This is a genomic window from Paenibacillus sp. FSL R7-0216, assembly GCF_037969915.1.
Classification (GTDB): domain Bacteria; phylum Bacillota; class Bacilli; order Paenibacillales; family Paenibacillaceae; genus Fontibacillus; species Fontibacillus rhizolycopersici.
In genome coordinates, this window is sequence record NZ_CP150222.1 from 105,001 (window position 1) to 119,407 (window position 14,407).

At 50.5% G+C, this 14,407-nt stretch carries 11 protein-coding genes, 1 tRNA gene and 2 rRNA genes (1 of these 14 cut by a window edge); all 14 read left to right on the top strand.

Annotation, left to right across the window (positions count from 1 at the left end; all coding sequences use genetic code 11):
* Positions 1–2,108: ribosomal RNA gene (locus MKZ15_RS00465) — 23S ribosomal RNA — on the top strand (it extends 819 nt beyond the left edge of the window).
* Between the two features lie 58 nt (positions 2,109–2,166).
* Positions 2,167–2,283 (top strand): 5S ribosomal RNA (gene rrf / locus MKZ15_RS00470).
* Between the two features lie 187 nt (positions 2,284–2,470).
* Positions 2,471–3,304, top strand: coding sequence for an MBL fold metallo-hydrolase (locus MKZ15_RS00475; RefSeq protein WP_213624175.1), 834 nt, complete (start codon positions 2,471–2,473; stop codon positions 3,302–3,304).
* Positions 3,305–3,522: 218 nt separating this feature from the next.
* On the top strand, positions 3,523–4,344 hold the full coding sequence (locus tag MKZ15_RS00480; protein ID WP_339818998.1) for an RNA polymerase sigma factor: 822 nt from the start codon (positions 3,523–3,525) through the stop codon (positions 4,342–4,344).
* A gap of 18 nt (positions 4,345–4,362) precedes the next feature.
* Positions 4,363–4,953 carry an ATP-dependent Clp endopeptidase proteolytic subunit ClpP gene (clpP, locus tag MKZ15_RS00485; protein ID WP_155608658.1) on the top strand — a complete coding sequence of 197 codons (591 nt, stop codon included), beginning with the start codon at positions 4,363–4,365 and terminating at the stop codon, positions 4,951–4,953.
* Between the two features lie 371 nt (positions 4,954–5,324).
* The gene (gene guaB / locus MKZ15_RS00490; RefSeq protein ID WP_193418712.1) at positions 5,325–6,782 is read left to right on the top strand and encodes an IMP dehydrogenase; all 1,458 of its coding nucleotides are present in this window, start codon (positions 5,325–5,327) and stop codon (positions 6,780–6,782) included.
* 148 nt (positions 6,783–6,930) lie between these two features.
* Positions 6,931–8,340 (top strand): D-alanyl-D-alanine carboxypeptidase family protein, encoded by a 1,410-nt coding sequence (locus tag MKZ15_RS00495; protein WP_239484093.1) that lies wholly within the window; start codon positions 6,931–6,933, stop codon positions 8,338–8,340.
* Between the two features lie 88 nt (positions 8,341–8,428).
* A complete protein-coding gene (pdxS, locus tag MKZ15_RS00500) occupies positions 8,429–9,310 on the top strand; it encodes a pyridoxal 5'-phosphate synthase lyase subunit PdxS (RefSeq protein WP_339819000.1) in 882 nt (293 codons plus the stop codon).
* A 158-nt stretch (positions 9,311–9,468) separates the two neighbouring features.
* Positions 9,469–10,047 (top strand): pyridoxal 5'-phosphate synthase glutaminase subunit PdxT, encoded by a 579-nt coding sequence (gene pdxT, locus MKZ15_RS00505; protein ID WP_155608661.1) that lies wholly within the window; start codon positions 9,469–9,471, stop codon positions 10,045–10,047.
* Between the two features lie 141 nt (positions 10,048–10,188).
* Positions 10,189–11,475 carry a serine--tRNA ligase gene (gene serS / locus MKZ15_RS00510; RefSeq protein ID WP_193418717.1) on the top strand — a complete coding sequence of 429 codons (1,287 nt, stop codon included), beginning with the start codon at positions 10,189–10,191 and terminating at the stop codon, positions 11,473–11,475.
* A 62-nt stretch (positions 11,476–11,537) separates the two neighbouring features.
* Positions 11,538–11,626 (top strand) — tRNA-Ser (locus tag MKZ15_RS00515).
* A 296-nt stretch (positions 11,627–11,922) separates the two neighbouring features.
* Positions 11,923–12,078, top strand: a complete 156-nt coding sequence (locus MKZ15_RS00520; RefSeq protein ID WP_155608663.1) for a small acid-soluble spore protein P — start codon at positions 11,923–11,925, stop codon at positions 12,076–12,078.
* A gap of 314 nt (positions 12,079–12,392) precedes the next feature.
* Positions 12,393–13,208 (top strand): YitT family protein, encoded by an 816-nt coding sequence (locus MKZ15_RS00525; protein WP_239484092.1) that lies wholly within the window; start codon positions 12,393–12,395, stop codon positions 13,206–13,208.
* Positions 13,209–13,313: 105 nt separating this feature from the next.
* Positions 13,314–14,387: a hypothetical protein gene (locus MKZ15_RS00530; protein WP_213624165.1), complete on the top strand. Its 1,074-nt coding sequence runs from the start codon at positions 13,314–13,316 to the stop codon at positions 14,385–14,387.
* Positions 14,388–14,407 lie beyond the last annotated feature (20 nt).

Genomic DNA, 14,407 nt, shown 5'->3' on the forward strand with positions numbered 1-14,407 from the left:
GGTAGCGGAGAAATTCCAATCGAACTCGGAGATAGCTGGTTCTCCCCGAAATAGCTTTAGGGCTAGCCTCGGTGGGATAGTCGTGGAGGTAGAGCACTGATTGGGTGCGGGGCCCGCCAAGGGTTACCAAGCTCAGTCAAACTCCGAATGCCACAGACTGATTAACCGGGAGTCAGACAGTGAGTGCTAAGATCCATTGTCAAAAGGGAAACAGCCCAGACCATCAGCTAAGGTCCCCAAGTGTGTGTTAAGTGGGAAAGGATGTGGAGTTGCACAGACAACCAGGATGTTGGCTTAGAAGCAGCCACCATTTAAAGAGTGCGTAATAGCTCACTGGTCGAGTGACTCTGCGCCGAAAATGTAACGGGGCTAAACACACCACCGAAGCTATGGCTTGATGCTTTGCATCAGGGGTAGGGGAGCGTTGTATGTAGGTAGAAGGTGTACCGTAAGGAGCGCTGGACAGCATACAAGTGAGAATGCCGGTATGAGTAACGAAAAGATCAGTGAGAATCTGATCCGCCGAAAGCCTAAGGGTTCCTGAGGAAGGTTCGTCCGCTCAGGGTAAGTCGGGACCTAAGGCGAGGCCGAAAGGCGTAGTCGAAGGACAACAGGTTGAAATTCCTGTACCACCGTAATCCGTTATGAGCGATGGGGTGACGCAGTAGGGTAGTGACGCGAGCTGATGGATGCTCGTCCAAGCAGTGAGGCTGGTGTGTAGGCAAATCCGCACACCGTAAGGCTGGGCTGTGATGGGGAGGGAAAATTATAGTACCGAAGGTCATGATCTCACACTGCCAAGAAAAGCCTCTAGTCAGGAGAAGGTGCCCGTACCGCAAACCGACACAGGTAGGCGAGAAGAGAATTCTAAGGCGCGCGGAAGAACTCTCGTTAAGGAACTCGGCAAAATGACCCCGTAACTTCGGGAGAAGGGGTGCCCCGGTAGAGTGAATAGCTCGAGGGGGCCGCAGTGAAAAGGCCCAAGCGACTGTTTAGCAAAAACACAGGTCTGTGCGAAGCCGCAAGGCGAAGTATACGGGCTGACGCCTGCCCGGTGCTGGAAGGTTAAGGGGAGTGGTTAGGGGTAACCCGAAGCTATGAACCGAAGCCCCAGTAAACGGCGGCCGTAACTATAACGGTCCTAAGGTAGCGAAATTCCTTGTCAGGTAAATTCTGACCCGCACGAATGGCGTAACGACTTGGGCGCTGTCTCAACGAGAGATCCGGTGAAATTTTAATACCTGTGAAGATGCAGGTTACCCGCGACAAGACGGAAAGACCCCATGGAGCTTTACTGCAGCTTGATATTGGACTTTGATACGATTTGTACAGGATAGGTGGGAGCCTAGGAAGCCGGAGCGCCAGCTTCGGTGGAGGCGCCGTTGGGATACCACCCTGATCGTATCGGAGTTCTAACCTGGTACCGTGATCCGGTACGGGGACAGTGTCAGGTGGGCAGTTTGACTGGGGCGGTCGCCTCCTAAAGAGTAACGGAGGCGCCCCAAGGTTCCCTCAGAATGGTTGGAAATCATTCGAAGAGTGCAAAGGCAAAAGGGAGCTTGACTGCGAGACTGACAAGTCGAGCAGGGACGAAAGTCGGGCTTAGTGATCCGGTGGTACCGCATGGAAGGGCCATCGCTCAACGGATAAAAGCTACCCTGGGGATAACAGGCTTATCTCCCCCAAGAGTCCACATCGACGGGGAGGTTTGGCACCTCGATGTCGGCTCATCGCATCCTGGGGCTGAAGTAGGTCCCAAGGGTTGGGCTGTTCGCCCATTAAAGCGGTACGCGAGCTGGGTTCAGAACGTCGTGAGACAGTTCGGTCCCTATCTGTCGTGGGCGCAGGAAATTTGAGAGGAGCTGTCCTTAGTACGAGAGGACCGGGATGGACGCACCGCTGGTGCACCAGTTGTTCCGCCAGGAGCATAGCTGGGTAGCTAAGTGCGGACGGGATAAGCGCTGAAAGCATCTAAGCGTGAAGCCCCCCTCAAGATGAGATTTCCCAATTAGTAAGACCCCTTGAAGACGACGAGGTTGATAGGCCTGAGGTGGAAGTGCAGCAATGTATGGAGCTGACAGGTACTAATCGGTCGAGGGCTTATCCAAATATCTAAAACAGCAAATACGTTTCGTATCCAGTTTTCAAGGATTAAACCTTGAATCGTTTGGTGGCGATGGCGGAGGGGTTCCACACGTACCCATCCCGAACACGACCGTTAAGCCCTCCAGCGCCGATGGTACTTGGACCGAAGGGTCCTGGGAGAGTAGGACGCCGCCAAGCAAAGGGAAAGAGCACTACCGTTCATTCGGTAGTGCTCTTTTTGCATTCTCAAGTAAAAACTACAAAAAGCGTGCTGCCGATAAGAGAACGATTAGTAAAAAATAGTTATTTACTGATCATTCTCAATGCGGTATAAATAGATCACAGATGAAAAAGGGTCAAAGAAATTATTTTAAGGAGGGTTAAAATGTCACACTTACAATTCGCTGAACTTTGCGTAAAACGTGCCAGCCTCACAAGGACCTTGCCAGAAGGAAAAGAGGAACTTCAATGGGTTTCCAATACGGCTGTTCTTATTTATGGAGAAAAAGAGGCAGTTTTAGTCGATACTTTTACTACTATTGAACATAACCAAAAATTGATCGATTGGATAAAGACATTTAACCGTGACCTAAAATACATCTATATTACGCACGGTCATGGTGATCATTTCTTTGGAATCAAACAAATAAAAGAAGCTTTTCCCCATGCTAAAGCATTGGCAATAGAAGGAACAGTAAAAGAGAGTTTGAAACAAGGAAACCTAATTGAAAGCTTTTGGGATAAATTATTCCCTGATCAAATACCTCAACCTCAGGTCTTTCCTGATGTTATCAATATGAATTCTTTTGAACTCGAAGGACATAAGTTGGAAATCATTGAAGCGGGGTATACGGATACCGCGAATACAACATCATTGTGGATTCCGGATCTTGAATTACTAGTGACCGGGGATGTTGTTTATAACGGAATCCATCCCTATCTAGCTGAAACCACGGAAAGTTCTCGAATCGAATGGATTCAAGCCATAGATCGTCTAATGCAACTAAATCCAAAATTTGTTGTGGCGGGGCACAAAGTCCCCGAGAATGAGAATAACCCCAAAATCTTAGGTGAGACTCAGCAATATCTGTTAGACTTTAATCGAATGGAGAAAGAGACAGACACCGCTTCAGATTTATACAACAGCATGCTTCATCTTTACCCAAACCGGGTAAACCCAGGCTCACTTTGGGGATCAGCGAATGCGGCCAAGGCTTAAACCTCATCGAAGGATTGAGAATAACATGAATAAACGATCCATAACATCAAAATTTTATCCCGCGTATCGATTTCGCCGAAATTTACGTTTATACCGGTGAGTAAGAAATTTAGCTTACTCCAGGTTGGAAATGAACCGATCGTGACGTGAAGGCGTGGAGCAGGGATGGAAGGCCGGTATATGATAATGTCCGTCTACAGATGGGAGGTGTGCCCGAGATGCCAACGTTAGCTAAAGAGCTGGTTAAGCGAAACCCTAAGCGAACTAGGTCCAATATGGAACAGGTGAATTTCCCGATATGGATACAGATGCATGGTGCAGCATTACGCAATTACTGCCGATCGTTAGCCGGCTCGGTTTGGGAAGGCGACGATTTGGCGCAAGATACGTGGCTCAAGATTTGGTCGGCGACGCAAGGTAAAGGAGACGACGTTCAAATCACACGAACGTACCTGTATCGCACGGCTCAGCATGCGTGGATTGACCGCAGCCGGAGAAAGCGGCTTCGGGCAGAGTCGCTTCCCATGGACGAACTTCTGCAAGCGCCGGGACAGAACGATCCCGCTGAAGTGTGGGGCGCGATGGAGACCCTGGTCTCCGAGCTTTCGCCCCTTCAACGAACCGCGCTACTGCTGATCGATATTTTACAGTATACGGCCGGTGAAGCTGCGCAGTTTATTTCATCGACGGAAGGGGCTGTCAAAGCCGCCCTGCACAGAGCGAGGGTCAGACTGCGAAATGCCGTGGAGGGTTCCAGACGAGAAGGGAGAGACACCTCAGGTAAAGGGACTTCCATTGGGGAGGCTGCATCCCCAGACACATCCAATGACGTACTTGTTTATGCGTACATGGATGCGGTCCGCCGAGAAGACGCCGCTGCGCTTGCGATGCTGTATAACGACGTCCGGCCTCAGGATATAGTCCCGGTGTTAACACTCCAATCGTATCGCCGCAACTCCCTACGGAGCAAATCAGGCTCCCCTGCTACCGATCCGGTACAAAACCGGCAAAGTTTCATGTCCCTCGGTCTTGCCGCCTGATTCAAAGGAGGGTATGCCATGAGTTCAGTAATCCCTTATGTTATCGAACAAACCGGACGAGGTGAACGGTCGTATGATATTTATTCGCGTTTGCTGAAGGATCGGATCGTGTTCCTCGGTTCAGCGATTGACGATCAGGTCGCCAATAGCATTACAGCGCAGATGTTGTTCTTGGCAGCTGAAGATCCGGAGAAGGATATTTACTTCTATATCAACAGTCCAGGTGGTTCAACATCAGCAGGCTTTGCCATATACGATACGATGCAATATGTGAAGCCGGACGTGCAAACGATCTGCTCCGGGCTGGCGGCTTCCTTTGCCGCGATACTGTTATTGTCTGGAGCCAAAGGGAAGCGGTTTGCCCTGCCCAACAGTGAGATTATGATTCATCAACCGCATGGAGGCGCGCAAGGGCAGGCCAGTGATATTGCGATCAGTGCCAAACGGATCTTAGGGATCCGGGAACGACTCAACGCCATTGCGGCGGAATGTACCGGGCAACCGCTGGAGCGAATTGAAAAGGATATGGATCGAGATTATTTCATGAGCGCAGACGAAGCTCGCGAGTACGGAATCATCGACCAGGTCATTACCCACGACAAGCGGTAACGAAGCACTGGATCGGAAGAATAGGAGGGAGAAGGCGAATGTGGCCTCTCCGTCCTTTTTCTTTTTGCCGAATCAAAGCTGGAGGAATGGGGCAGGATTAGCATCAGAATCCATGAAATGAACCTAATGTGCGCGTCAAATAGACACTCGTATTCGGTGGGCGGCCGAGTGATTTTTTGGCTGCGGTTGTCCTTGACAGCCTAGGGGGGCTTTGCTAAGATGGGAACAATATATTTTCGTAAGTGCCTATTCTGTCTTGATATATAAGGGTTATGTTCTTCTAAGGGATTACAGAGGTAGTCGTTTTTTTTATACCCGGATTTCAGGAAAGGGCCCAACAAAACAACCAAATCGAAGGAGGATTCATCACGGTGTGGGAAAGTAAATTTGACAAGGAAGGCTTAACGTTTGACGATGTGCTTTTGGTTCCCCGTAAATCGGAGGTATTGCCGAAAGAGGTGGATGTGTCCACTCGGCTCAGCGACAAGGTCAAGCTGAATATTCCGCTCATCAGTGCGGGAATGGATACGGTCACGGAATCCGCGCTGGCAATCGCGATTGCACGGGAAGGCGGCATCGGTATCATTCATAAGAATATGCCGATCGAACAGCAAGCCGAAGAGGTCGACCGAGTGAAACGCTCCGAGAGCGGCGTCATCACGAATCCTTTCTCATTGACTCCGGATCATCTCGTGTCCGATGCAGAGGAGGTTATGGGAAAATTCCGTATTTCCGGCGTGCCGATTGTGAATGAGGAGCACAAGTTGGTCGGGATTTTGACAAACCGGGATTTGCGCTTTGTACATGATTACAGCATCAAGATCAGCGAAGTCATGACGCGTGACAACTTAATTACCGCACCGGTAGGAACTTCTTTACAGGAAGCCGAAGTCATTTTGCAAAAACATAAAATCGAGAAACTCCCTCTGGTCGACGACCACAATACGTTAAAGGGCCTGATTACGATCAAGGATATCGAAAAAGCGATCCAATTCCCGAACGCTGCCAAGGATGCGCAGGGACGCTTGCTCGTTGGTGCTGCCGTCGGGATCTCCAAGGATACGTTTGAGCGGACCGACGCGCTGGTTAAAGCTGGAGTTGACGTAATTACGGTCGATTCGGCGCATGGTCACCATATCAATATTATTGAAGCGGTAGCCGAGCTTCGCAAACGGTTTCCAGAGCTGACGATTATCGCTGGTAATGTAGCGACAGGCGAGGCGACGAGAGCCTTGATTGAAGCGGGAGCTTCCGTGGTGAAGGTCGGTATCGGACCTGGCTCGATCTGTACGACTCGCGTGATCGCTGGCATCGGCGTGCCGCAGGTAACGGCGGTGTACGATTGCGCGACGGTAGCTCGTGAATACGGGATTCCGATCATCGCAGACGGAGGTATCAAGTACTCCGGCGAGATTACGAAATCGATCGCGGCCGGTGCGCATGCGGTGATGTTGGGCAGCTTGTTTGCCGGTACAGAAGAAAGCCCTGGGGATTCGGAAATCTACCAAGGTCGCCGCTACAAGGTGTATAGAGGAATGGGTTCGTTGGGCGCGATGAAGCAAGGTAGTAAGGACCGCTACTTCCAAGACGACGACAAGAAGCTGGTACCGGAAGGGATCGAAGGCCGTGTTGCCTACAAAGGACCGATCTCCGATACGATTCATCAGTTGATTGGCGGCCTGCGTTCCGGGATGGGGTATTGCGGCACGAAGTCGCTGGATGAGCTTCGGAACGATACGCAGTTTATCCGCATCACGGGTGCAGGCTTGCGCGAAAGCCATCCGCACGATGTTCAGATCACCAAAGAGGCGCCAAACTACTCGCTGTAATAGGGGTAATTCAAAAAGTCAAAAGGGTTTAAACCATTATTTTCCACATCAGGCAGGGCGTTTTCCGTCCTGCTTGTCTTTTTTTGCGGGTACCCCTGTGATAGAATAGATAAAGCAAATGAAAGAATATGAGGGGAGCTTTAAGGCATTGAAACACAAACAACCACAACGCAAGTCGACAACCAAACGGCGTTTCCTGCGCAAAAGCGTAGCTTCTGTATTGCTGCTAAATCTACTATGTTTCTCTCTTGCACCGGTGATGGCACTGGCGGAGGGAGAGCAAACGGAATCTACTTCTACTGAATCTACGACAACCGAAACGACGACAGTGCAAACAGCCACCTCAATTCCTTCCGTGGAATCCCTAGGCTTGGAAGTGAAGTCCGCGGTTTTGCTGGAGCCTGTATCCGGGCAAGTATTGATGAACATCAACGGGGATGTTCCTTTGCCTCCGGCCAGCATGACCAAAATGATGACCGAATATATCGTGGCTGACCTCGTGAAGCAAGGGAAGTTCAGTTGGGACGACGTGGTGACGGTAGGAAAAAATGCCGCCCAAACGATCGGCTCGCGGATTTTTCTGGCCGAAGGGGATCAACATACTATTGAAGAGTTATATATCGCGATGGCCGTCGGCTCCGCGAACGATGCGACGGTGGCTTTGGCTGAGCATGTTGCAGGTTCCGAGCAAGCTTTCGTGAAAATGATGAATGACGAAGCCAAGCGAATGGGGATGAAAACCGCGCACTTTGCGAACTCCACCGGCTTGGACATTGCGGATATGCCGGAACAATTCCGTCCTTCGGATACCGAAGAGACCGTGATGTCAGCAATGGATGCAGCCATTCTGGCAAGATACATTGTGACGGACCATCCGGACTTTACTCGGTTCACAACGATCCAATCGTACAAGTTCCGTGAGCGAGATACCGCTCCAATGATCAACTGGAACTGGATGCTGGAAGCCAATAAAAACGTGACTAACTTTAAGCAATACGCCTATGATGGTCTTGACGGGCTCAAAACGGGACACACCACGAATGCGGGCAACTGCTTTACCGGGACGGCCGTCCGTAACGGAATGCGCTTGATCAGCGTCGTAATGGGTGCTAAAACCGAAGGCTCTCGTTTCGTTGAAAGCCGCAAAGTCCTGGACTTCGGCTTCAATAACTTTGAAACGAAGCAAATCGTACCACCGAAAACAACGGTTGCAGGGACAGAAACCGTGACGGTGAAAAAAGCGAAAAACACGGAGATTCCGGTCGTAACGGATCAAGCGGTTAGCTTTGTCGTACCGAAAGGCGCGGACACGAGCGCGGTACAACCTAAAGTGACGTTGGCCGATGAGAGCACCTTGACAGCTCCGTTGAAGCAGGGGACGAAGGTCGGAACCGTAACCTACTCGTTTAAGGCTCCAGGCATGGACCAAACGCTTGAGAAGACAGTGAACCTGATTACAGCGGAAGATGCGGAAAAAGCCGGTTGGTTTAAGCTGATGATGCGAGCCATCGGCGATTTCTTCAGCGATCTGTTCAACGGCATCAAAAATCTTTTCTAAGCGTCCTTTCATATCCGAGTAAACGGGTTGTGTATTTCAACTGTATCTTGTAAAATATTTAGTTAGATTATTATCGGGAGGATTGGACATGGAAACAGGAACATCGCGTGTAAAAAGAGGTATGGCTGAGATGCAAAAAGGCGGCGTCATTATGGACGTCATGAATGCGGAACAAGCCAAAATCGCCGAAGCGGCTGGAGCTACCGCCGTTATGGCATTGGAACGTGTGCCTTCCGATATCCGGGCGGCCGGCGGCGTAGCCCGCATGGCGGATCCGACGATCGTTGAGGAAGTCATGAAGGTTGTCTCCATCCCGGTCATGGCAAAAGCGCGGATCGGTCATTACGTGGAAGCGAAAGTTCTGGAATCGCTTGGGGTAGACTATCTGGACGAGAGTGAAGTGCTGACCCCGGCGGATGAAGTATTCCATATCGATAAACGGGATTTCACCGTACCGTTCGTATGCGGGGCGAAGGATCTGGGCGAAGCGCTTCGTCGCATTAGCGAAGGCGCATCGATGATCCGGACGAAAGGGGAGCCGGGAACGGGCAACATCGTTGAAGCGGTACGTCACATGCGTCTGATCAACAGCCAAATCCGCAAGGCGCAGAACATGTCGAAGGATGAGCTTTATGCCGAGGCGAAGAACCTTGGTGTGGCTTACGACCTGCTTTTCGAAGTACATGAGAACGGCAAGCTGCCGGTCGTTAACTTCGCGGCGGGCGGTGTAGCAACACCGGCCGATGCGGCTTTGATGATGCATTTGGGCGCGGACGGGGTATTTGTCGGCTCCGGTATTTTTAAATCGGACAGTCCCGAGAAATTTGCTCGTGCGATCGTCGAAGCGACGACGCATTATACGGATTATAAATTGATTGCGGAAGTATCCAAAAATTTGGGTACACCGATGAAAGGCATCGAGATTTCCAAATTGTCCGCGGCAGAGCGGATGTCGGATCGCGGCTGGTAATCATCTATCGCCAAGAACCGTAGGATCTAAAGCAAGTCCTTCACCCCGGCTGTCTCTTTCCGATGGCCGGGGTACATCATAGTGACCTACGTGAGCAACGGAAGCTTCGTGATCAAAAAATGACTTATTGAACTACCTCTAGAGAAAGAAGGTTTGTCATGAAAGTAGGAGTGTTAGCGCTGCAAGGCGCGGTTGCGGAGCATATCCGCAGCTTGGAGAAGACCGGCGTTGAAGCTGTAACCGTGAAGCACACCGAACAGCTTGCTGAGCTGGATGGACTGATCATTCCTGGCGGCGAAAGCACGACCATCGGCAAACTGATGCGTAAATACGGCTTTATGGATGAGATTCGAAGCTTTTCCGGACAAGGTAAACCGGTATTCGGGACCTGTGCCGGACTGATCGTGATGGCTAAGGAGATCGAGGGCGGCGAGGAAGCTCATCTCGGACTGATGGATATCAAGGTATCGCGCAATGCGTTTGGACGTCAGCGTGAAAGCTTCGAAACCGATCTTGACGTGAAGGGACTTGAGGTTCCACTGAGGGCGGTATTCATTCGGGCCCCGCTGATCACGGCAGTTGGAGAAGGGGTAGAGGTGTTGTCGACTTATCACGATGAAATTGTGACGGCACGCCAGGGGCATCTGCTCGTTTCGTCGTTCCATCCGGAGCTGACTGACGACTTCTCGCTACATACGTATTTTGTTGAGATGATCAAGCAAGCCAAGCAGCCGTAAACAGGCCTTGACTCCTTTGCGGGTTGAGGTTTTATCTGTTTTACCGGCGTTTTGAACTTCCGATAGCAGCCTTTCCGTCCGCGGGTCTCCCCAGATGAAGGTCGGCAGGTCTGTGCGGGATCATTCTAGGAGGGACTACTCATGTTAGATGTGAAAATCATGCGAAATGAATATACACGCGTTGAGGAAGCGCTGAAGAATCGGGGGAAATCGCTGGAGCTCATCTCCGGTTTTGCGCCGCTGGACGAGAAACGCCGGGTGTTGCTTCAAGAAAGCGAAGCGCTCAAAAATCGCCGGAACACCGTCTCCGCAGAAGTTGCACAGCGCAAGAAAAACAAGGAGAACGCCGACGAGTTAATCGTAGAGATGCGCGAAGTCGGAGATCGCATCAAGGAGCTGGACGAAGAGGTTCGGACGCTTGAGGTGAAAATCGACGAGCTGATGCTCTCCATTCCGAACATCCCTCATGCAAGCGTACCGGTAGGCGCTTCGGAAGAAGATAATGTCGAAGTTCGCCGTTGGAGCGAGCCGCGGAACTTTGAGTTTACTCCGAAAGCGCATTGGGATATTGCAGCGGACCTCGGAATTCTTGATTTTGAAGCCGCAGCGAAGGTGACCGGTTCGCGGTTTACTTTTTATAAAGGGTTGGGGGCTCGCCTCGAACGTGCGCTCATTAACTTTATGATGGACCTGCACAGCAACGAACATGGGTATGAGGAAATGCTGCCACCTTACATCGTTAATCGCGACAGCTTATACGGAACGGGCCAGCTACCGAAGTTCGAGGAGGATCTGTTCAAACTATCGGGCGCCAGCGACTATTATTTGATTCCTACGGCTGAGGTGCCGGTGACGAACTATCATCGGGATGAAATTCTGAATGCGGAAGACTTACCGCGCAATTATGTGGCTTACAGCTCCTGCTTCCGTTCTGAGGCTGGTGCAGCTGGCCGCGATACCCGTGGTTTGATTCGTCAACACCAGTTCAACAAGGTGGAAATGATCAAAATTGTTCATCCGGACAACTCTTATGACGAGCTGGAGAAAATGACGAACAACGCCGAGCGCGTGCTGCAGCTGTTAAACCTGCCTTACCGTGTGCTTGCGTTGTGTACGGGCGACATGGGCTTTACGGCTGCCAAAACATACGACCTGGAAGTATGGCTTCCGGAGAGCGGGTTATACCGCGAAATCTCCTCTTGCTCCAACGTGGAGGACTTCCAGGCCCGTCGGGCGAACATTCGGTTCCGTCCGGAGCCGAAGGCGAAGCCGGAGTTCGTGCATACGTTAAATGGCTCGGGACTAGCGGTTGGACGCACCGTGGCTGCGATCCTGGAGAATTACCAGCAGGAAGACGGCAGCGTGGAGATTCCAGAGGCGCTGCGCCCTTATATGGGGAATTTGCAGAAGATTACCAAGCGTAATTAGCTTGCGTAGCGGCAAGCGATATGGTAGAATCTGATTTGTTACGCTAAATCGGATTCACCTTTGGAGAGGTACCGAAGCGGTCATAACGGGGCGGTCTTGAAAACCGTTAGGGTGCAAGCCCACGTGGGTTCGAATCCCACCCTCTCCGCCATACGAGAATAATCAACCGATTCCTGAAAAGGAGTCGGTTTTTTTGTGTATGGCGAAAAGGTGGGATTCGAACGGGCCGTGAAGCGGACATGCCCTAAGGCATGTCCGTAGGCCCCGGCGTGATAGTCGCACAGCATTGCTGCACTTGTGCGGCTACGTCCGACGGAGCGAATCCCACCCTCTCCGCCATACATCGATCATCCAGAGAGCAGAGATGCTCTCTTTTTTCATGCATAACGGAGGCCCTTTCTTCGCAAATTAACTCTGTTGATCAAATCAAGGGAGGCATTATTCGTTATGACAAAACCGCAAACCTACCAAACCTCGGGCTCCGGCAACGGACAGAATCGCGAACGCCAACGGAACGAGGGCAAAGGCGGACCTGAACCGCTGTCTGGTTCAAAAAAGGCGAAAATCAGAAAACAAGACGGTAACTTTAACCCGGAAGGATAAGCTCTTATTGGAAGGGTTACCACGAACCTTGCCCTAGCCTCGGCTGGGGTTTTTTGCCGTTCAGATGCACGGTGTTTATCAGATTTAGAGCAAGACAACAAGCGGAGAAAATGTCATAATAAAGGTTAGGGTGTGTTCTTATACGGGAACATGAATTTTTTTGAAAGAATGGTGAGAGGGAAGAACTATAAAACATACTGAAAGGATCGTGATGCCATTTGAACGCGGTTAATCCAAACCAACTGATTCCACCTACAGCAACCCAAGTACGCCAACATAAACAGCGTACGCTGAAGAGCAACTTATTCAGGTCTATGTTTATTGTAGTCGGAGCGATTATCGTCTCCGTTGCGCTGGAACTATTTCTGGTACCTAACAAAATTACGGACGGTGGCATAACCGGTATTTCCGTAATGACTTCCTACTTGTCGGGCTTCCCGCTCGGGGTTTTCCTCTTCCTTTTCAACCTCCCTTTTCTCATTGTCGGCTATAAACAAATCGGCAAGACATTTGCCGTATCCACCCTGCTGGGCATTACCGTGATGTCGGTTGGCACGGCGCTGCTGCACCCGGTTGCTGCTTTTGTCAGTGATACCTTACTTGCCTTTGTGTTTGGCGGCATTTTACTTGGTTTAGGCACCGGTTTAGTTATTCGCTTTGGCGGATCGCTGGACGGGACTGAAATCGTGGCCATTCTCATTTCTCGAAGAACTCCATTCTCGGTTGGCGAGATCATCATGTTCTTCAACTTCTTCATCCTGCTCGGTGCAGGCTTCGTGTTTGGCTGGGAGCGCGCGTTGTTCTCGTTATTAGCCTATTATATTGCCTATAAGACCATCGATATCGTCGTAGACGGTTTAAACGAGTCGAAATCGGTTTGGATCATCAGCGACCAGATCGATGAAATCGGTGATGCGATCTTAAGCCGTTTGGGACGCGGCGTTACGTATTTGTCGGGAGAAGGCGGTTTTTCCGGCGACCCGAAGAAAGTGATTTTCTGCGTCATTACCCGCTTGGAAGAAGCCAAGCTGAAGGAAATCGTGAATCATTACGATGAAAATGCATTTTTGGCAGTCGGAAATATCCATGATGTTAAGGGCGGACGTTTCAAGAAGAAAGCAATTCATTAGTTCAGCGGAACGTATTCCGAAATCCTTGCAAATGGTTTATGATATGTTATGTTTAGAAAAATTTTGCTTTTACTGAGGATGAATGGGTAGGAGAGAGGAGAAGGTATGTTTAAAAAGTTATTGACGTCCTGCTTGCTGGTCATGCTGTCTGTCGTGCTGGTCTTGGCCGGCTGCAGCAGCAAGAAGGAACCGAAGGAAGCCTTGAGCAGCGCAGCTGTGAAGGCGCTTGAGATGAACTCGTACGTGTTGGAGAATCAAATTAAGATCTTGGATTTTTCCGTTGAAATGGAAGAGGCAGAGTCCCCGGAAGTGGGCGCCGTATTATCCATGCTGAAGAACGCTGAGATCAACATCAAGCAAATTTTCCAGAAGGACCCGATGCAAGCCGAAGCAACACTGGAAGTCAAATTGACAGGGGATATGACGACGACAATTACGATTCCGCTCGTCGTGACGCCGGAGAAATTGTACGTTAAGGTACCAAGCATTCCGTTCCTGCCAATGCCGGAGTCGGTGACTGGGAAATTCCTGGTTCTCGACATGAAAGAGCTGGCGGAGCAGAGCGGCGAGGAGTTTAATCCGGACCTGTTCAATCCGGAGAAGAGCCAAAAGCTCAGCACGGAATTAATGGGAGCTTTATTTGCTGAGTATGAATCCGGAGCTTACTTCACCAACATCGATCCAAAAGAGGCTTCGTTGCCGGAAGGTTTCAAAGCGAAGCAGGTGGTCCAATTCGCCATTACGAATGACAATGTAAAAGAAGCGGTGACGATTCTGGTGAATCAAGCGTTGCCGAAGATGCTGGATATATTGTCCAAAGAAGAATACCGTTCGATGTTGCAGCTGACGCCAGAAGAACTTGAGCAGGCGAAGAAAGAACTGCAAGAAGGTAACCAGGACGAACTGGGCAAAGCGTTGGACGAGATGAAGAATCATCTACAAATCAACAAATTCACGGTGGATACCGCGATCGACGAGAACAACTACCCGGCGTATTACAACGTTCAGGCAGATGTCGCCGTAAACGATCCGGAAACGAAGGAGAACATCAAGGTTGCTGTCCAAATGACCAGCCGCTTTACTCAAATTAATGAGAAACCGGCCTTTGAAATCGGCATTCCGACAGACACGCTGACTTTGGAGCAGCTACAAGAAGAAATGGGCCAGTTTGGCTATTAAGCTTAAGCGTACGATTCAAA